General features: G+C 46.2%; 12 protein-coding genes and 2 pseudogenes. 10 read left to right on the forward strand and 4 right to left on the reverse strand.

Translation table 11 applies throughout. From position 1 onward, the window contains the following. Positions 1-109 precede the first annotated feature (109 nt). Positions 110-1,579, reverse strand: coding sequence for a glutamate synthase subunit beta (locus tag TW81_RS13945; RefSeq protein WP_045956341.1), 1,470 nt, complete (start codon positions 1,577-1,579; stop codon positions 110-112). Further along, on the reverse strand, positions 1,579-6,126 hold the full coding sequence (gene gltB / locus TW81_RS13950) for a glutamate synthase large subunit (protein ID WP_045956342.1): 4,548 nt from the start codon (positions 6,124-6,126) through the stop codon (positions 1,579-1,581). The genes TW81_RS13945 and gltB overlap by 1 nt, the downstream gene beginning before the upstream one ends. Before the next feature lie 532 nt (positions 6,127-6,658). On the opposite strand from gltB, the pseudogene TW81_RS13955 reads away from it, so the two are divergent. The 4 genes and pseudogenes from TW81_RS13955 to TW81_RS13970 form a co-directional block, all read left to right on the forward strand. Beyond that, positions 6,659-6,781, forward strand: a pseudogene (locus TW81_RS13955) (TIGR01212 family radical SAM protein); the annotation flags it as partial. Positions 6,782-6,901: 120 nt separating this feature from the next. After that, the gene (locus tag TW81_RS13960; RefSeq protein WP_045956344.1) at positions 6,902-8,656 is read left to right on the forward strand and encodes a diguanylate cyclase domain-containing protein; all 1,755 of its coding nucleotides are present in this window, start codon (positions 6,902-6,904) and stop codon (positions 8,654-8,656) included. A 121-nt stretch (positions 8,657-8,777) separates the two neighbouring features. Then, positions 8,778-11,123 (forward strand): aerobic respiration two-component sensor histidine kinase ArcB, encoded by a 2,346-nt coding sequence (arcB, locus tag TW81_RS13965; protein ID WP_045956345.1) that lies wholly within the window; start codon positions 8,778-8,780, stop codon positions 11,121-11,123. Positions 11,124-11,139: 16 nt separating this feature from the next. Continuing rightward, positions 11,140-11,586 (forward strand): annotated as a pseudogene (locus TW81_RS13970) (hypothetical protein). 69 nt (positions 11,587-11,655) lie between these two features. On the opposite strand, the gene tolC reads toward TW81_RS13970, so the two are convergent. Beyond that, complete coding sequence (gene tolC, locus TW81_RS13975) at positions 11,656-12,984, reverse strand: outer membrane channel protein TolC (protein ID WP_045956346.1); 1,329 nt, start codon at positions 12,982-12,984, stop codon at positions 11,656-11,658. A 232-nt stretch (positions 12,985-13,216) separates the two neighbouring features. Here tolC and nudF point away from each other — a divergent pair, with 232 nt between their 5' ends. From nudF to parC, 6 genes are all read left to right on the forward strand, one after another. Continuing rightward, the gene (nudF, locus tag TW81_RS13980; RefSeq protein WP_045956347.1) at positions 13,217-13,846 is read left to right on the forward strand and encodes an ADP-ribose diphosphatase; all 630 of its coding nucleotides are present in this window, start codon (positions 13,217-13,219) and stop codon (positions 13,844-13,846) included. Beyond that, positions 13,834-14,274 carry a DUF1249 family protein gene (locus TW81_RS13985; RefSeq protein WP_045956348.1) on the forward strand — a complete coding sequence of 147 codons (441 nt, stop codon included), beginning with the start codon at positions 13,834-13,836 and terminating at the stop codon, positions 14,272-14,274. The genes nudF and TW81_RS13985 overlap by 13 nt, the downstream gene beginning before the upstream one ends. Positions 14,275-14,284: 10 nt before the next feature. Then, the gene (cpdA, locus tag TW81_RS13990) at positions 14,285-15,106 is read left to right on the forward strand and encodes a 3',5'-cyclic-AMP phosphodiesterase (protein WP_045956349.1); all 822 of its coding nucleotides are present in this window, start codon (positions 14,285-14,287) and stop codon (positions 15,104-15,106) included. A 9-nt stretch (positions 15,107-15,115) separates the two neighbouring features. After that, entirely contained in the window at positions 15,116-15,697 is a 582-nt protein-coding gene (yqiA, locus tag TW81_RS13995) for an esterase YqiA (protein WP_045956350.1), read from the forward strand. Positions 15,698-15,921: 224 nt separating this feature from the next. Then, a complete protein-coding gene (gene parE / locus TW81_RS14000; RefSeq protein WP_045956490.1) occupies positions 15,922-17,802 on the forward strand; it encodes a DNA topoisomerase IV subunit B in 1,881 nt (626 codons plus the stop codon). Positions 17,803-17,805: 3 nt separating this feature from the next. Continuing rightward, positions 17,806-20,088 carry a DNA topoisomerase IV subunit A gene (parC, locus tag TW81_RS14005; RefSeq protein WP_045956351.1) on the forward strand — a complete coding sequence of 761 codons (2,283 nt, stop codon included), beginning with the start codon at positions 17,806-17,808 and terminating at the stop codon, positions 20,086-20,088. Positions 20,089-20,139: 51 nt separating this feature from the next. On the opposite strand, the gene degS is transcribed toward parC, so the two are convergent. Further along, positions 20,140-21,204 (reverse strand): outer membrane-stress sensor serine endopeptidase DegS, encoded by a 1,065-nt coding sequence (gene degS / locus TW81_RS14010; RefSeq protein WP_045956352.1) that lies wholly within the window; start codon positions 21,202-21,204, stop codon positions 20,140-20,142. Positions 21,205-21,235: the final 31 nt, after the last annotated feature.

Here is a 21,235-nt window from a genome sequence, read left to right on the forward strand (position 1 = left end):
TAAAAAAGACCAGCACAATGTACTGGTCAATCGGAAAAGTTTGGAAGGAATGATTGTTTAAGCTAAGCCACCCAGAAGCTACTAAACGAGTTTCTTAGGTGGCTAGCTATTATGCGGATAGCATTAGTGAGTTGGCTTTTGCTTCCAAATTCGAGTTACCCATTAGGTAATCATCGATAGCAATGGCACACTCGCGGCCTTCATTGATACAACGAACAACCAAAGATTGGCCAGTACGCATATCACCTGCGGCAAAGACACCTTTTTGGTTAGTCGCAAAACCGTCGGTCGCAACGTTACCGCGCTCATCCAGTTTGATATCCAACTGAGCAAGAGCGCCTGTTGGCTCTGGATGTAGGAAACCCATTGCCAAGAATGCCATATCACATGGGATAACACGCTCGCTGCCTTCAACTTCTTTGAAGCTTGGGCGTTCACCTGGTTTCGCATCTTGCCAAACGATGTCAGCAAGACGCAGGCCAGTTACTTCGCCTTTATCATTACCGATGAACTCTTTAGTTAAGATGTTCCAATGACGATCAACACCTTCTTCATGAGAAGTAGAAGTGCGTAGAATCATCGGGTATTGAGGCCAAGGCATGTTCGCAGGACGTTTCTCTGGTGGGATCGGCATGATCTCAACTTGAGTGACGCTTGCAGCTTTGTGGCGGTTTGATGTACCAACACAGTCAGAGCCCGTGTCGCCACCACCGATAACAACAACATGCTTACCTTTTGCGTGAATCTCTTCAGTTTTGAGGTCCATGTTGTTTGCACGGCGGTTGTTCTGACCAAGGAACTCCATTGCGAAGTGAACCCCTTTCAGTTCACGACCCGGTACTGGTAGATCACGTGGTACAGTTGAGCCACCAGTCAACAGAACAACATCAAACTCTTGACGAAGCTGCTGAGCATTAACGTCAACCCCAATATGTTGGTTAACCTTAAACTCAACACCAGCTTCTGCCATCAAGTTGATTTTACGGTCAATGATGTCCATACCCAGTTTGAAATCTGGAATACCAAAGCGCAATAGACCACCCACTTTTTCGTCACGCTCAAACACAGTGACTGAGTGACCTGCGCTGTTTAGCTGCTCAGCAGCCGCAAGTCCTGCAGGGCCTGAGCCGATAATAGCAACAGTTTTACCTGTACGAGAACGTGGTGCCTTAGGCTTGGCGTATCCTTCACGATACGCCGTTTCTACGATAGTTTTCTCGATATTACAGATAGTGATTGGGTCTTGGTTGATGCCCAAAACACATGAACTTTCACATGGAGCAGGACATACACGGCCAGTGAATTCTGGGAAGTTATTAGTAGAACTTAAAATTCGCCATGCTTCTTCCCAGCTATCACGGTATACCGCGTCATTGAACTCAGGGATGATGTTACCAATCGGACAACCGTTGTGACAGAAAGGCACACCACAATCCATACAACGAGAAGCCTGAGTATTGATTTTGTCACCAAACTCTTCGTTCAGAACGAATTCTTTGTTGTTCTCAATACGAACGGATGGGTCGATCTTCTGTGGAAGTTCGCGTCCATGTTCTAAAAATCCAGTAGGCTTACCCATTATACTGCCTCCACTTGTTCCGTTTGCGCCTGCTGCGCTTCAGCTTTACGCTTTTGAAGTACAGCTTTGTAGTCGCGTGGCATGACTTTCACCATCGCATCTAAGCTTGCTTCAAAGTTGTCTAAGAACGACTGAGCCACTTCACTTCCTGTGAATTGAGCATGCTTAGTTAACATCTCTTTCAGTAGTTCGCGATCCTCTGTTTCGATTGGGTCTAGGTCGACCAGTTCTGGGTTGAGTTTGGTTTCAAAGTCACCAGACTTATCCCATACGTAAGCGACACCGCCACTCATACCCGCAGCAAAGTTACGCCCTGTTGAACCAAGGATGACAGCGACACCACCAGTCATGTACTCACAACCGTGGTCACCTACACCTTCAACAACCACTTTCGCGCCAGAGTTACGAACACAGAAACGTTCACCAGCCATACCACGAATGTAAGACTCACCAGACGTCGCGCCGTAGAAACAGACGTTTCCGACTACGATGTTGTCTTCAGCGACTATGGTTGATCTTGCGTCTGGGTAAAGTACTAACGTACCGCCAGACAGACCTTTACCCCAGTAGTCGTTCGCATCACCTTCTACTTCGAACTTGACGCCCTTAGCAAGGAAAGCACCGAATGATTGACCAGCAGAGCCTGTGAATTTGACATTCATTGGCTGTGGTAGACCTTGGTCTTTGTAAACTTTAGAGATTTCGTTCGACAGCATGGTACCAGCAGAGCGATCCGTATTGACGATTGGGAACTCAGCATTAACGGCTTCACCTTTCTCTAGTGCTGGAATCGCCGCTTGGATCAACTGGCGATCTAGGACTTGCTCTAGATTATGGTTCTGCTGTGTTTGGTTGAAGATGCCATCAGCTTCACGTGGTTGCTCAATGTGCAGTACTGGCGATAAATCTAGGTTCTTGTATTTCCAGTGACCAATATCATCACGCACTTTCAGTTTGTGTGATTGACCTACCATCTCATCGATAGTGCGGAAACCAAGTTCAGCCATCACTTCACGTAGGCCTTCTGCCATGTACTGGAAGAAAGTCACGACGTCTTCTACGCGGCCATCAAAACGCTCACGTAGCGTCTTGTTTTGCGTCGCGATACCAACAGGACAGGTGTTCTTATGACACTTACGCATCATGATACAGCCTTCAACAACCAATGCGGCTGTTGCCACGCCCCATTCTTCTGCGCCAAGTAGAGTTGCTACTGCAAGGTCGCGTGGTGTTTTCATCTGACCATCAGACTGAACCACGATACGGTTACGTAGACCGTTCTTAAGCAGTGTTTGGTGCGTTTCAGCGAGACCTAGCTCCCAAGGTAGACCTGTGTGACGAATAGACGACATAGGTGAGGCACCTGTACCGCCGTCGAAACCTGCGATGAGGACAACGTCTGCTTTCGCTTTCGCTACACCAGAGGCGATAGTACCGACGCCTGCTTCTGAAACGAGTTTGACGTTAACACGACCTGCGCGGTTGGCGTTCTTCAAATCGTAAATGAGCTGAGCCAAATCTTCGATTGAGTAAATATCGTGGTGTGGCGGTGGCGAAATTAGACCAACTCCCGGAGTCGAGTGACGCGTTGCACCGATCCAGTCATCCACTTTATCACCTGGTAGCTGACCACCTTCACCCGGTTTCGCACCTTGAGCCATCTTGATCTGCAGCTCATCGGCGTTGGTTAGGTAGTAAGAGGTGACACCGAAGCGGCCAGAAGCAACCTGTTTGATTGCGCTGCGTTCCCAATCACCATTTTCTTTACGTTCGAAACGATTTGGATCCTCACCACCTTCACCCGAGTTTGATTTCGCGCCAATGCGGTTCATCGCAACAGCGAGCGTTGAGTGCGCTTCGTAAGAGATCGAACCAAATGACATTGCGCCTGTCGCGAAACGCTTAAGGATCTTCTCGATTGGTTCTACTTCTTCAAGAGGAATTGAACCCGCTGGATTCTTAACAAAGTCTAACTGGCTACGAAGTGTCGCTGCATTGTCGCCTTGGTCATCAACCGCTTTCGCGTATTGTTTGAACTGAGCGTAGTCTTTGTTGCGCGTAGACTGTTGCAGTAGTGAAATCGTTTCTGGGTTAAACAGATGTTTTTCGCCACGCTGTTTCCATTGATAAACACCACCTACATCGAGAACCTGCACTGGGATTTCACGCGTTGGGAAACCGATGCGGTGACGTACCAGAACTTCTTTGGCAATGTCGTCAATGGTTAGACCTTGGATACGAGAAACGGTGCCGGTGAAGTACTTATCAACGACTGATTTACTAATACCGAGTGCTTCAAAGATTTGTGCACCGTGGTAAGACTGCAGTGTTGAGATGCCCATCTTCGAGAAGATCTTAAGTAGGCCGCCGTTGATCGCTTTACGGTAGTTCTCGAATAGATCGCGAATGTTCGTTTCAGGGTCTAGCTTCTTAGTGCGCTGTAGCTCTACCATAGTTTCGATAACTAGGTATGGGTTAACTGCGTTGGCACCGTAGCCCACTAGAGTCGCAAAGTGGTGTGTCTCGCGAGCATCACCCGTTTCAACCACGATGTCACACTTAGCACGCAAGCCTTTACGGATTAGGTGATGGTGAACCGCGCCAACCGCTAGCATTGCTGGAATCGCTGCGTGGTTAGAGTTAACTGCACGGTCGGTTAAAAGGATGATCGAGTACCCATCAATAACCGCATCTTCGGCGTACTGACAGATACGTTTTAATGCGCGCTCTAGTTTGCCTTGATCTTCATTGGCTTGGAATACAATATCCAGCGTCTTGGCTTGTAAGTGCTCGTTGTCGATAGCACGCAGTTTTTCAAGCTCAGAGTTGGACAGAACTGGAGATTCAAGCTCAACCTTTTGACAATGCTCAGGTGACTCAGCCAATAGGTTCTGATCTTTACCTAGGTAAGTGTTGAGCGACATAACCATGCGCTCACGAATCGGGTCGATTGGCGGGTTGGTTACCTGAGCAAACAGCTGTTTAAAGTAGTTAGAAAGATGTTGTGACTGGTGCGATAGAATTGCTAGCGGCCAGTCGGCACCCATCGCTGAAAGTGGTTCTTTGCCATCTTTCGCCATTGGGACGATGATTTCGTTAACTTCTTCTGAGCTGACACCGAACGCTTGCTGTTTGTGCAGCAGCTTCTCTGGAGAAGGTTGGCTGAATTCGTTGGTCGCATCAGGCAGTTTTTTCAGGCTAAGTAGATTTTCTTCTACCCATTTCTCATACGGCTGTGCACTCGCGATGCCATCTTTCACTTCTTCATCAGAAATGATGCGGCCCTGCTCTAGGTCAGCAACGAAAATACGGCCAGGTTGCAGACGACCACGAAACTCAACGTTTTCCGGCGCAATATCAACCACGCCCGATTCAGAAGCCATTACTAGGAAGTCATCTTTGGTCACGGTATAACGGGAAGGGCGCAGACCGTTACGGTCAAGTGTCGCACCAACCTGAACACCGTCAGTAAAACAAACGGATGCTGGGCCGTCCCATGGTTCCATGACGTTAGCGTGGTACTGGTAGAACGCACGACGTGTTGGATCCATGTTTTTATTTTCTTGCCACGCTTCTGGAATCATCATCATCAATGCGTGAGGCAGGCTGCGGCCAGAAAGGACCAGTAGCTCAAGTGCCATATCAAAGTTTGATGAATCCGAACTGCCTTCCTGACAGATAGGCAACAGCATATCGATTTCTGCTTGAGTAAACAGATCAGACTCGATGATCGCTTCGCGTGCTTTCATCCAGTTTAAGTTACCGCGAACCGTGTTGATTTCACCGTTGTGCGCAATGTAACGGAAAGGCTGAGCTAAACGCCATTTCGGGAAGGTGTTGGTAGAGAAACGAGAGTGAACCAGCGCCAATGCTGTCACCATCGTTGGATTCTGTAGATCTAAAAAGTACTGAGGTACTTGTTCAGTAGTTAGCTGACCTTTATACACCAGTGTCTTGTAAGACATTGAGTTGATGTAGAAGTCGTCGCCGATGTTTGAAACACTTTCTAGGCAGACACGAACTGTGTAGTTACGTAACACATACAACTTACGTTCAAGCTCTTCAGGAGTGATACCTGGGCCACCAGAAATAAATACATGCTCAAATTGCGGTTCAGTGCTTAGAGGATCTGCGCCGATCATTGAGTTATCGGTCGGAAGAACACGGTAACCAATCACATCTAATTCTAGACGTTTCGCGTTACGCTCTAAGATATCGCGGCACTGAGCGCGCTTATGTTCGTCTTTAGGGAAAAGTACAACACCAACACCGTATTTGTCGAAAGACGGCAGCTTGATACCAAGTTTTACCGCTTCTTCTAACAAAAACTCATGTGGTTTTTGTAACAAGATACCTGCACCGTCGCCACTGCATGGATCACAGCCTTGACCACCACGGTGTTCCATACGAGCAAGCATGTCGAGTGCCTGAGTTACTACTTCGTGTGATTTACGGTTTTTAAGGTGAGCAACAAAACCGATACCACAAGCGTCATGCTCCAGCTCCGGAGTATATAGACCTTGGGCATTTTGCTCTCTATCTACCATAGATACATCCTTCCAGTTAAAGAGGCGCGAAAGTGCTAGTCGAAACTAGTTCTACGACCTGTCCTTTATTATTTTGATTCGAAGTCAGCCTAGGTTGGCGACTTTGATTCCTTTCCGTATCTCGCAGAAATATATTGCGAGAAAAACAATCCTTGGTGATTTCCCGTTTTTTAGTATCACAATCTAGTGATTTATATAGGTGGGAGTGGGATAACACCGATGTTTCACCGAGTTTTCATGTAACAAAAATCACAAAAACCAGCGAAATCTGTAAGTATCCTACAATTTAGTAAGGATGAAATGCAATCAAAACTCGATGTTGTTGCCCACTTTTTTTGGGTTATAAATGAATATTATGTTTAACTTTTGCGTAACAATTTAACTGAAGCACATTATTTCTGCATGTTTATTGATATTGAATAATGCTGAGACTGTTTGAAATCATTACATTTGCCACTCTATTTTTTTCAATATTGTAATTTAATTACACCGATCTTAATGAGATTTATTTCGATCTCAAGCTGAGGACATCATGCAGCTTCATGAGTTGGTCAACACCATAGGACAAGATTTACAACGTCGTTATGGTGAGAAAGTGCACAAGCTTACCTTGCACGGGGGATTTAGCTGTCCTAACCGCGATGGCACTCAAGGCTCACTGGTAGATCAACCATTTGTATATATAAAACCAACAATAAAGGCTGATTATTAAGCATTAAGCTGATATCTTCTATACACTTACACAACGAGTGGCAATAACAGGTACGAGAGCTGAATGGAACAAGCATTAGGTTGGTTATGGGGTAGTTCCCATGAGCATGGACATGGACTTGCTCTCGTTGTCATTCTGCTTTCGATCTCGGCGCTCATCATCATATACACTCGCCACCAAGCCCATTTAACCCAATTACTTAAATCTGCTCCCAACCCGCTGCTGGTGGTTGATAGTAAATCGGGTGAACTCAAATTAGCCAACAGTGCGGCCAATCAAGTGCTGGGGGTGCGCAAAGTTGGTAAAAGTTATCTGTTACCAGAGATGGTGACAACGCAATTTCTCCTGTCTATTTTTTCTCCCTTCAGGGAGTCGAGCTTTTCGGCGCAAAAACTGAGTTGGCCAATCTCATCCAGTCGAGTAATTAAATTAAATGTCACTGGACGAAAAACCTCTTATCGTCGTCGCTCGGTGTGGTTGCTGAACTTTACTGCCTATCAACTGACTGAACTAGAGTTAAAGCAAGAGGTTGAATCGCTATCGATGATCAAGAGTGCGTTCGATAACTTGTCTGAACTGATATTCATTAAAAACAATCAAGGTCAGATTGTCTCGAGCAACCGAGCTTTTCAACGTTTCTGGCAGGATCGCGAAGAAGAGGGCGCAGCCGACATTCAGAGTGTCATCAAAGGTCGTGCTAGCAAACGCCGTTGGACCACTAATCCCGATGGTAAAAGTTGTTTGCTTGAGAGCTACCAAAGTGTGTTGATCTCTCAAGATGGTGAAGGTATTGGAACTTTGGGGATTAGCCACGATGTGACCGATTGGCACGATATGCAGAAAAATCTTCGTGACGAAATGGAAAAACGCAAAGATACCGAAGCAGCCCTCGCACAGCGAGATACTATCTTGCAGAATATTCTGGAGTCGAGTCCGGATTCTATCGGTATTTTCAATGAAAATATGGTTTATCAGGCGTGTAACCTCCCATTTGTCAAAGCATTGGGCATTGCTGATGTGGACGAACTTATCGGCAAGCGACTGCAAGACGTTATTCCGGGCGACACGTACACACGCTTTTCTGATACGGACAATAAAGTTTTGTATGAAGGAAAGTCATTGCGTTACATAGACCGTGTCATAAATAGTGATGGACATTCGACTTGGTACGATGTGGTGAAATCACCTTTTAGAGACCCTGCATCGGGTACCAATGGCGTATTGATTATGGCGCGAGATGTTTCTGAGCGTTACCTGGCGGAACAAAAACTTGAGGCAGCCAACCAAGAGCTGGAAAGATTGAGCTTTGTTGATGGACTGACTCAAATCTCCAATCGCCGTCGTTTTGACGAACAGCTAGAAACATTATGGTATCTGCATATTCGCGAGCAGCAACCGTTGACCGTGATGCTGTGTGATATTGATTATTTCAAAGGTTACAACGACAGATACGGTCACCAACGTGGCGATGAAGCCTTAAATAAAGTTGCCCAAGTATTTCAAAAAGTTCTCTCTCGCTCAACGGATTGCGTGGCTCGTTATGGGGGGGAAGAATTTGGTTTTATCCTACCGAACACCACAGTAGAGGGGGCCTTGCTGGTGGCTGACCGAATTCATACCGAAGTGCGCAATTTAGCGATTGAACATGAATCTTCCAAGGTATCTGAAGTGGTCACTGTGAGTATCGGCCTAGTGTCGATTATCCCGCAGAGGTTAGATCTCAGTGAAACGATTGTGGCTTTGGCCGACAGTGCGCTTTATCAAGCGAAAGCGAATGGCCGCAACCAAACTTGCGTGCATCACACATCAGATAATTAACCTGCTATGAACTGGGATTCTTTTCGCCGTCAATCGGGAAAACAGGTAGTATGAGCTATGGCCTTCTATTCAAGTCCTTGTTTAGATTGCCGTTGCTTTGTATTACCTTTCGGAGCTCTTGATGAAGCCGATAAAAAACCTCGCCCAATATTATGTCGACCTACTGGTTAAGTTGGGCATCCTTCGTTTCTCTATTCTGTTAGCCCTTGCTCTGGTTGCGCTAGCCGTAGTTGTTCAAGTCGGGATCACTCTGGTCTTAAGCGGCCATGTTGACGATATTGATATCGTCCGTTCCGTTTTCTTTGGCTTGTTGATTACACCGTGGGCGGTCTACTTTTTGTCTGTGGTGGTTGATCAGCTTGAAGAGTCGAGACAGAGATTGTCTAAACTCGTCTCTAAGCTCAAGGACATGCGTTCGCGAGATCAAGAGCTTAACCATAAGCTGCAACAAAATATCGCCAAACTCAATCAAGAGATTGAAGAGAGAATTAAGGCCGAAGAAGCCCGTGAAGAGGCGATGAAAGATCTTGAAAACGAGGTCTATCAACGTGAAAAAACGCAAGTAGAATTGGCTGAAAGGACTGCACTTTTACGTTCATTTATCGACGCGTCCCCTGATTTGATTTATTACCGCAACGCTGATGGTGTTTTCTCTGGCTGTAACCGGGCAATGGAAGAACTGACCGGCAAAAAAGAAAATCAGTTAGTCGGTTTGACTCCGTGGGATGTCTACAGCAAGGAAGTAGCCCAACAGATCGTTGATACTGACCAGAAAGTATTTTCAGACAACCAAGCACTCACTTATGAGCAGTGGCTTGAATACCCTGACGGACATCGTAACTACTTCGAGCTACGTAAAGTACCATTCTACAGTAAGGAAGGGCGTCACTTAGGTTTGGTTGGTTTTGGCCGTGATATTACAGAACGCAAGCGTCATGAAGAGTCTCTCGAAAAGGCGAGTCGAGATAAGACGACCTTCATTTCGACCATCAGTCATGAACTCCGAACGCCGCTCAACGGCATTGTCGGTTTAAGCCGTATGCTGCTAGATACGCCATTGACGTCTGAGCAGCGTAATCATATGCAAACTATCAATGTCAGCGCGATTACGTTAGGTAATATCTTTAACGACATTATCGATATGGATAAGTTTGATCGCCGCAAGCTCGAGCTGTTTCCATCGGCCCTCAATTTTGAAGAATTTGTCGCCGAAATGGAGAGTATTTCAGCCTTGATGGCCTCTCAGAAAGGGCTACGTTTCGACCTAGAGCGCCTGAGTGAGCTACCTAGCGGGATAGAAGTCGATGCGACGCGCCTACGTCAAGTGCTGTGGAACTTGGTTAGTAACGCCATGAAGTTCACTAAAGAGGGTGGCGTGGTGATGACAGTAAGCGCCGATGTTGAAGATGGCTTTGCCAACATTACCATGGAAGTTGAAGACAGTGGTATTGGCATTCCAGAAGCTGAACTAGATAAAATTTTTGCCATGTATTATCAAGTTAAATCGGGCAAAGATAACCTTCATGCGGTTGGTACTGGTATTGGCTTGGCCGTTTCCAAACAGCTTATCAATATGATGGATGGTGATATAAGTGTTAGCAGTGAGGAGGGCTTTGGCAGTACCTTTACGGTGACGATTCGTGTTCCACTGGTTGATGTTGAACAGCCCAACACAGATGCACCCCACTGCACACAAGAACTCAATATCTTTATGGTCGAAGATATCGAACTCAATATTACGGTTGCTCGCTCTTTACTAGAGAGTATGGGGCATGAAGTTTCTGTCGCCATGACGGGGGCAGATGCAATGGAAATGTTTGATCCAGAAATCTACGATTTGGTGTTCTTAGATATTCAATTGCCCGATATGACTGGCTTTGACGTCGCACAGTACTTTAGACGGACCTACTCAGATTTACCACCTCTGGTTGCGCTTACTGCCAACGTGTTGAAAAACAAACAAGAGTACTTAGATAACGGTATGGATGACGCGATCAGTAAGCCTTTATCTGTGACGGCGGTGCAGGATGTACTGGCTAAGTTCACCCAACCGAAAACGCTACAAGAGACTCGCGCAGTTCCAACGCCGGAACCTGTTGCAGAAGGTGGGGAAATATACGCTCGCTTGCTCGATCTCGATATGCTCGAGTCGTATATTGGCATCGTTGGTCCCAAGCCTGTGCTTGACAGCATCACCATGTTTGAAGAGATGATGCCTGATTATCTGCAAGTACTCGATTCAAATATGACCGCGAAACATCAAGAAGGCATTGTCTCTGAAGCGCATAAGATTAAGGGCGCAGCAGGCTCTATCGGACTAAAGCACATTCAGAGTGTTGCTCAGAAGGCTCAGTCGCCAGATTTACCAGCTTGGTGGGAAAATATTGATGATTGGGTTGAAGAAATGAAGAATGAATATAAAAATGATATTCAAATACTTAAAGAATGGTTAGGACAACAGTCGTAACGTCAGAGGTGATAAAATGAAAAAACTGGCATTGGTCGCTCTCGGAGTCTCATTGTTGGCTGGGTGTGTGAATGACGTCATTGATTGGCAGCAAAACAACCAAACTATCATCTCACAGACAAGCGTGACGTTAAAAAGCAATCTTTGGCTCAACAAAATGCCATCGATAGGGGAAGGGCAGGATAATACGCTACACGGCTCATTGTACTTAGAGTCAAACACCATGTTGCCTGCAGAACTGGATGTAAAAAGCCTGTCTATCGCTCAAGGTGGAGAAACTTGGTAGATAGAGGGTGATGCGCTTGAGCTTCGTACTCATAACCAAAATCAGTGGGAAGTCGCTTTCGAATGGCAAGTACCGGTTGATGTTGAAAAGCCAGTTGATATTGCGTTGATGCTCAGTGACCAAGGCAAGGTTGAGTGGTTAGTTGAGAAGCGTATTCAGATTGATACGGTGTATTAATCATTTCCTTGCATAATTAAAAAAGGCTTACTCCATTGGGGTAAGCCTTTTGCTTTTTAGGTCAAGTGGTTAGTTACTTGCCGCTTTAAGACCTGCGTTAATATCTAACACATCTTGCTCACTTAGCGTACCGACGGCTTGGCGTAGCTGAAGTACGCTAAGAATGTAGTCGTAACGAGCATTCGATAGGTTCTTGTTCGCATCGTAGAGGCGACGTGTTGAGTCTAGAACATCAACAATAGTACGTGTACCAACATCGAAGCCTGCTTCGGTTGCTTCTAGTGCAGATTGTGCCGATACAACGGTTTGCTCATAGGCACGCAGAGCACCAATCGAGGCACTGATATTGTTGTTAAACGCACGTACATCTTTAACCACACTACGGTAAGTTGCTTCAAGATCTTGGCTTGCAGCAACATAGTTAAATTCTGCTTGTTTGGTTAGTGAGGTTGTCGCGCCACCTGTGTAAAGAGGAACGGCAAGGTTTACCCCAATATTGAAATCGTCCGTTTGTGGGTCAGTCGATGTTGCGTTTGATACATCACTGTAGCTGTATCCAGCATCTAAGCTAAGTTTTGGAAGATGGCCTGAGCTCGCTTTTGAGATGTTGTCTTTAGCTATGTCTTGCGAGATTCGAGCAGACAGTAGGCTTAAGTTCTTTTGCTGTGCTTCTGAAACAAGTGCGTCAATGGCGGCCGCGGTTTTCTGTGCAGAGAAACGGTCAGTATCAAGAACGTCCAAGTTTGAGTGCTCTTGACCAGTGATTTCACGTAGACCTTCGTAGCTGTTTACTAGGCTGTTTTGTGCCAACACTTCATCTGCTAATACTGAGTCATATTGAGCTTGAGCATCATGCACGTCGGTAATTGCAGATAGACCAACTTCAAAGCGCTGTTTGGTTTGCTCTAATTGACGACCAACCGCCGCTTTTTCAGCTTGGACGAACTCTAAGTTGTCTTGAGCGCGGAGTACGTCAAAGTAGGCCGTTGAAACACGAAGAATCAGCGCTTGTTGAGCTGCGGCATAAGAGGCGTCACTCTGGCGAGCGGTCTTCTCTGCCGTATCAAGAGTGATCCAACTGCTGCGGTCATATAATGCTTGAGAAAATGTTACACCTGCAGAAAGCGCTTCAGTATCATTGTCTAGATCGGTTGTGTTCTGTAATTCTGTATCACCACGGGTAATGTTGTAGCCAGCAGTTAAATTGATTTGTGGCAAGAGGGCGGCGCGGCTTGAAGTAACGGCTTCAAAAGCAGCGTCACGTTGTGCTGCGGTACTTAGCAACGTTGGATCATTTTCTTTTGCCTGATTGTATATGTCCGTCAGAGTGTCAGCGAAAGCGTTTGTGCTTAGGCTGCCGAGTGCTGCACTGATAAATAGTGGAAGCAGTTTCTTCATAGTTCCTATTCCTGCCAAATGCGAAAGATATTTGTCTTCAAGAGTTTAACTTAAATGGTGTCGATTCACTCAAAAACTTTGCAAAGTTTTACACCTAACTATACATGTGTGCAATAAAAATAATTCATCAATTTAAATTAAATTATAAAAATTATATAAAAAGTTGAGCCATATCCTTGGAAGTTAAGCTTTTGTCTGCGTACACTATAAGATTCACTCACAGAGGTGCCAAATGCAACAGTCTAACCATCAACATCAGTCGTTTACCCCTAAAGATGTGGAAATAATCTCAAAAGAAACACTGTTTAACGGTTTTTTTAAGATGATTAAATACCGTTTTAAACATAAATTGTTTGCTGGCGGATGGAGTGAACCGATTGAACGGGAAATGTTTGAACGTGGGCATGCTGCCGCGATGTTACCGTACGATCCCGAGAGCGATCAGGTGGTTATCATTGAGCAAATCCGTGTTGGTGCACTCGAACATCACAGCCCATGGCAGTTAGAAATTATCGCTGGCATGATTGGTGAGGGAGAAAGTGCGCAAGAGGTTGTAAGGCGCGAAGCGGTAGAAGAAGCGGGAATTCGTATTGGTGAGCTTGAAAAAGTGACTTCTTATTACCCTTCTTCGGGAGGCTGCTCTGAGCTGTTGGACGTTTATGTGGGTCAGGTTGATGCGAGTACAGCGTTTGGCATTCATGGTTTAGACTATGAAGGGGAAGATATTCAAGTTCATGTTCTTTCCCGCCAGCAGGCATATCAATGGGTAACAGAAGGAAAGTTTGAAAATGGTGCGTCTATCATTGCCTTGCAATGGCTAGAGCTCAACTATCAACGATTACAGCAACAATGGCACAAGTAGCAATTAAGAAACCGTATCATGTTGATCTTGCAGATTTGATGCGGACATACGAAACTAATTACGCCAAGCTCAACGCTCTGTTACCTAATCAACCGAGCGTAGGAGAGGTTCGCTGCTACCAAGCCGCCTACTTGACTTATCAAGTTCAAGTGGTAGAAGTCACAAAGTACACAACTTTGGTCGATATCTGTCAAAGCGATGACGTTCCAGTGTTTCCATTACCAACAATGTCTGTCAGGCTCTACCACGATGCTCGCGTAGCAGAGGTGACAAGTTGTGAGCATCTCAAACGTGTCGATGCCCGATATGATTACCCAAATGATAAGATGCTTCAACAGGATGAGAAGGTTCAACTCAACCGCTTTTTAGGTGACTGGCTCTCGTTTTGTTTAAAGCTCGGTATTAGCCGTACACCATTGAATATTTAGGTTTTTAGTTTTGAAAGTAACGTCAAGTTCATCAGATAGCGACAGTATTAAGCTACTCCAGATTACTGACACTCATTTGTTTGAGCCTGCTGATGGCAGCCTGCTTAGTGTCAATACATTAGACAGCTTTAACGCAGTCGTTGAAGCGATCTTAGAAGATAATCGATGTTTTGATGCGATTATCTCGACGGGAGATATTTCTCAAGATCATACCGCGGTCTCTTACCAACGCTTTGAACAAGGCATTGCACCACTTGAGAAAACCTGTTTTTGGTTGCCCGGTAATCACGACTTTAAACCCAGTATGACCTCAGTCTTGCCTTCAGAACAAATTAAGCAGCTGCAACATGTACTGTTGGGAGAGTCGTGGCAAATGGTCATGCTCGACTCGCAAATTGTCGGTGTACCTCATGGCCGTCTGAGCGACTATCAGCTATCTCTGCTTGAAGAAAAATTGCTTGAGTACCCAGAGAGACACACTCTGGTTTTACTTCACCATCACCCACTTTTAGTCGGTAGTCGTTGGCTAGACCAGCATACGCTGAAAGATGCGCATCACTTTTGGCAAGTGGTCGAAAAGCACCAAAATGTCAAAGCGGTTGTTTGTGGCCACGTTCATCAAGATATGAACGTGCTTCATAACGGGGTTCGAGTTATGTCGACACCTTCAACATGTGTGCAGTTTAAACCTAATAGTGACGATTTTGCTCTTGATACGCTTTCTCCCGGTTGGCGTGAGCTAGAGCTGCACAGTGATGGCCGGCTTACGACACAAGTTAAACGTCTCGCTAAGGGCTGTTTCCAGCCTGACTTTAGTTCTGCGGGCTATTAAGGGAACACGATGAAACCATCACTTTTACTTTATATTCATGGCTTTAACAGCTCGCCGTTATCGCACAAAGCGAATGTGATGCAGAGTTACTGTCAGTCTCAACGCCCTGATATTAAACTCGTGATCCCTCGTCTACCTTGTTTTCCACAACAAGCGGCACAGCACTTGTTAGATCTAGTGAATCAATATAAAGATGATTTTTACATTGGTTTAGTTGGCAGTTCACTAGGTGGCTATTTGTCTATGTGGCTTAATGCGCAATTTGGTTTTAAAGCGGTTGTAATTAATCCTGCGATTAAACCTTATGAGCTACTGGCGGATTTCTTAGGAGAACAAGAAAACCCCTACACTAAGGAACGCTATCTGCTTGAGGCGAAACATATTGAAGAGTTAAAAGCCTTAGATACACCAAGCATCAATAATCCAAGCGATTTCTGGTTACTGCAACAAACTGGCGATGAAGTGTTGGACTATAAGCAAGCGGTGGATCATCTTCGCGGGGCAAAACAGAACGTCGAGCAGGGCGGCGATCATAGTTTTGTCGATTTCGAACGCTATCCTGCTCAAATCATAGATTTCTTACAACTCTGACCTTCATTGAGGGAGGAGTCATAATTTTGCTTGTTACTTCGCTATCTCTCTTGACATAATTGGGTCTGTTCCAGACTATGTCTCACCAGTACTTGTGTGGGTTTGACGCAATGTGAACGTTGTCTCCAGCTTGATTGCTCGCAGTCATGGCTGCATTTGTGAGCCAACGTCTTTATCTCATCCAACAAGTAACCTTTTCATTCTTTATAACGATATTCCGTATTATGACTGAACAATATAATGCTGGAGCCATTGAGGTTCTTAATGGTTTGGAGCCAGTACGTCGCCGACCAGGGATGTATACGGATACGGCGCGCCCAAACCATTTGGGCCAAGAAGTCATCGATAACAGCGTCGATGAAGCGCTTGCCGGACATGCTTCAAAGGTTCAAGTAATTCTCCATGCCGACCAGTCACTCGAAGTGATCGATGACGGCCGTGGTATGCCTGTTGATATTCACCCAGAAGAGAAAGTCTCGGGTGTTGAACTTATCCTGTGTAAACTGCATGCCGGTGGTAAGTTCTCGAATAAAAACTATCAATTTTCAGGTGGCCTACACGGGGTAGGTATCTCGGTAGTTAACGCTTTATCTAAGCGCGTTGAAGTGACCGTTCGCCGGGATGGCCAAGTGTACGAAATTGCATTTGAACATGGCGACAAGGTTTCTGATTTGACCGTGACAGGCACCTGTGGCCGTCGCAATAAAGGCACGAGCGTTCACTTCTGGCCAGAAGCTAAGTATTTTGACTCGGCGAATTTTTCTGTCACGCGTTTGGTGAATAACTTACGCGCCAAAGCCGTTCTTTGCCCAGGACTCGAAATCACCTTCAGCGACAAAGTTAACGGCAACGAGTACCAGTGGCGATATGAAGATGGCCTCAAAGACTACCTTGCAGAAGGGGTAAAAGGCTATACAGTTTTACCTGAAGAACCTTTCACTGGCGAGTTTTCCGCTGAAACAGAAGCGGCCAACTGGGCGGTGATTTGGCAGCCAGAAGGCGGTGATATGATCACCGAAAGCTACGTCAACCTGATCCCGACAGCCCAAGGTGGTACGCATGTTAACGGCCTACGCCAAGGTTTATTGGATGCGATGCGTGAGTTCTGTGAGTTCCGTAACTTGCTACCACGCGGAGTAAAACTCACTGGCGATGATGTTTTCGACCGCTGTTCCTACGTGTTGTCAGTCAAGATGCAAGATCCACAGTTTGCCGGTCAAACCAAAGAGCGTTTGTCTTCTCGTCAAACCGCAGCCTTCGTTTCTGGGGTAGTTAAAGATGTGTTCAGTTTGTGGCTCAATGAGAAGCCACAACTAGCCGAGCAGCTAGCTGAAGTGTGCATTGCCAACGCTCATCGCCGTATGCGTGCGAGCAAAAAGGTGGTGCGTAAGAAGGTCGCTTCTGGCCCGGCACTGCCAGGCAAGCTAACCGACTGCTCGGTACAAGATTTAAATCGTACCGAAATCTTCTTCGTCGAGGGTGACTCGGCGGGCGGCTCGGCAAAGCAAGCTCGCGACCGTGAATTCCAAGCGGTTATGCCGCTACGTGGTAAAATTCTTAATACTTGGGAAGTCTCTCCTGATCAAGTCTTAGCTTCGCAAGAGGTGCATGATATCTCGGTTGCACTCGGTATTGACCCAGACACAGATAATCTTGATGGTTTGCGCTACGGTAAGATCTGTATCCTTGCCGATGCGGACTCGGATGGTCTGCACATTGCGACTCTGTTATGCGCGCTATTCACGCGCCACTTCCGCGCCTTAGTTGAAGCGGGGCACATCTATGTTGCTATGCCGCCACTGTATCGTATCGACTGCGGTAAAGAAGTTTTCTATGCCTTAGATGATGATGAAAAAGAAGGCATTCTAGAGCGTCTGTCTAAGAAAAAAGCCAAAATCAACGTGCAGCGATTCAAAGGTCTGGGTGAGATGAACCCACTCCAGTTGCGCGAAACGACAATGGATCCCAATACTCGTCGTTTAGTGCAATTGACCATCGATGATGATCAAGCAACGATGGAAATGATGGATATGCTGCTTGGTAAAAAGCGGGCAGATGATCGCCGCTCATGGCTACAGAACTACGGCGATATGGCAGAGGTTTAACGTATGTCTACTGAAATAACTTATGATGGCGTTGAACAACTGCCAATGCGCAAGTTCACCGAAGACGCTTATCTAAATTACTCAATGTACGTCATTATGGACCGCGCGCTGCCATATATTGGCGATGGCTTAAAGCCTGTTCAACGACGTATTATCTACGCAATGTCAGAGCTTGGTCTCTCGGCAGCAGCGAAGTACAAAAAATCAGCTCGTACCGTTGGTGACGTGTTAGGTAAATATCACCCACATGGTGATTCCGCATGTTACGAAGCTATGGTGTTGATGGCACAACCATTCTCTTACCGTTATCCATTAGTGGATGGTCAAGGTAACTGGGGTGCACCGGATGATCCTAAATCCTTTGCTGCGATGCGTTATACCGAAGCAAAACTGTCAAAGTTTGCCGAAGTACTGCTAGGTGAATTGGGTCAGGGTACGGTCGAGTGGCAACCTAACTTTGACGGCACAATGAAAGAGCCGCAGATGTTACCTGCGCGTTTGCCACATATCCTACTCAATGGCGTAACCGGTATTGCTGTCGGTATGGCAACAGATATTCCCCCGCACAATGTACGTGAAGTGGCGGATGCGACGATTCATCTGATTGATAACCCGAGTGCGCAACTTAGTGACGTCATGAGCTTTGTTCAAGGGCCAGATTACCCGACCGAAGCTGAGATCATTTCACCACGAGCGGATCTAGAGAAAATTTACCGCACTGGCCGTGGTAGTATCAAAATGCGTGCGGTATGGCACAAAGAAGGCTCAGAGATCGTGATTACCTCTCTGCCGCATCAAGTATCTGGCGCCAAGCTGCTTGAACAGATCGCCAACCAGATGAGAGCGAAAAAGCTACCTATGGTTGATGATCTCCGTGATGAGTCGGATCACGAGAATCCAACCCGTATTGTGGTTGTTCCGCGTTCAAACCGTGTCGATTGCGATCAGTTGATGAACCATCTGTTTGCTTCTACGGATCTTGAGAAAAACTTCCGTGTTAACCTCAACATGATTGGCTTGGATAACCGTCCTCAGGTCAAAGGCCTAGTACAAATCTTGTCGGAATGGATTGAGTTTCGCCGTTCGACGGTACGCCGTCGTCTTCAATATCGTCTAGACAAAGTATTAGCTAGGCTGCACATCTTAGAAGGTTTGTTGGTTGCTTATCTCAACCTTGATGAAGTGATTGAAATCATTCGGACTGAAGACGATCCTAAAGCGGTTCTGATGGCGCGTTTTGGTATTACTGATATTCAAGCCGATGCGATTCTGGACACCAAACTTCGCCACCTAGCGAAGCTTGAAGAGATGAAGATCCGTGGTGAACAGGAAGAGTTAGAAAAAGAGCGCGAGAAACTAGAGCTGCTATTAGGCTCAGAGCGCCGTCTAAATACCCTACTCAAGAAAGAGATCAAAGCTGACGCCGAGAAATACGGTGATGATCGTCGTTCACCTATGGTTGAGCGTGAAGAAGCGAAAGCACTGACAGAGCGTGATCTTGTGCCTAGTGAGCCGATCACGGTTGTGTTGTCAGAGAAAGGCTGGATTCGTCATGCGAAAGGGCATGATGTTGATTCGGAAGGTTTGAACTACAAGTCTGGCGACAAGTATCTTGCTCACGCACGTGGTAAGAGCAATCAGCAAGCCGTCTTCTTGGGCACTGATGGCCGAAGTTACTCATTAGAGTCGCACTCATTACCATCAGCGCGTAGTCAGGGTGAGCCGATTACAGGACGTCTGAATATCAGTGCGGGCACCAGTATTCGTCACGTTGTTATGGGCGAAGAAGAGCAGTTGTGGTTGGTCGGTTCTGATGCAGGTTATGGCTTCGTATGTAAAGGCAGTGACTTACTTTCGAAAAACCGCAGCGGTAAAGCTTTGGTGAGTTTGCCGCAAAATTCAGAAGTTCTTTTGCCACAAACGGTGGGTAACCTAGATGCTGATGAAATCTTGGCGATCACTAACCAAGGGCGTATGTTGTTGTTCCCGATTAAAGACTTGCCACAGCTAGGTAAAGGTAAGGGCAATAAGATCATCAATATTCCAGCAGCTAAGGCGAAAGAGCGTGAAGAGTTAGTCTCTCATCTTATCGCTCTGCCTCAAGGAAGTGCGGTGACCTTATATGCAGGAAAACGCAAACTTGGCCTTAAACCAGCCGATTTAGACAACTTCCGTGGTGAGCGTGGACGCAGAGGTGCATTGTTGCCAAGAGGTCTACAACGAGTCACTCGGATTGAGGTAGAGTCCAACTCCACTCTTGAGCCAGATACCGACGTTTCTGAATAGTAATAAAAACCCATGCTCAGCATGGGTTTTTTATTTGTCGTTTTGTTAGATTTACTCGCGGGTATCTTCTCTAATTGTAACCGTCAATGTTGTCTCTACACCTTTACGTAAAACCAGTACATCTACTGTTGTCCCCGGTCTAAGTTCGGTGACAATGTCCATCACACTTTGTCGACCGTTAATCTTCTGCCCATCGATTTTTAGAATGATATCTTGAGTTTCAAAGCCCGCTTCTGCGGCAGGTCCGTTCGGGTCGATTCCTAACACGACAATACCACCCAGATGCTCGTTGCCGAGTAACCTTGAGGTGACCGAAGTTACGTCTTGACCGTCAATGCCAATATAGCCACGTATTACCCGTCCATCAGCAATGATTTTTTGCATGATTTTATTAGCTAATGAGAAAGGAATGGCGAACGAAATGCCGTAAGTTTCGAGTTCAGTCGCTTGTTGGAAAGATGCGGTGTTAATGCCGACAAGTTCACCGAGCGTGTTGACCAGAGCGCCGCCTGAATTACCTTCATTGATTGCAGCATCCGTTTGAATGAAAGCTTGATGACCATCCGCGCTAATTGAAGAGCGGCCGGTGGCGGAAATAATACCGAATGTGGTGGTTTGGCCTAGGTTATAGGGGTTGCCAATTGCCAGCACAATATCGCCCACTTTAGGTGAATATTGAGGGTTGAGCGGAATAACCGGTAGGTTTTCGCCTTCAACACGCAAAATCGCAATATCTGTTCGCCTGTCTTTACCAACCAGTTGAGCGGCGGCAATTCGCCCATCTTGTAGCGCGACAATGATTTGGTCGGCCTGAGCGACAACATGGTAATTGGTAATAATATAGCCTTTGTCACTAACAATGACCCCAGAGCCCAGCCCTTGAGTGAGTAATTTAGATCGATCGTTCTCTTGGTATTTACGACTGTATATGTTGACCACAGCAGGTGCTGCCTTGCGGACTGCTTGATTAAATGACACCTGGACATCAGAGTAGTCAGTCACTGTGGGTTGAGTGGTTTGAGGAAGAATGTTTGACCGCAGAGACGGTACCGCGATTAATAGCAGAGCAGCCGTTGCTAAGCCTAAGCCAACAGAACGCAACATAAATTGCAGCATGCTTTCCTCGTGAAGGTCATAAATGGATAAG

Source organism: Vibrio galatheae (genome assembly GCF_000967545.1).
GTDB lineage: Bacteria > Pseudomonadota > Gammaproteobacteria > Enterobacterales > Vibrionaceae > Vibrio > Vibrio galatheae.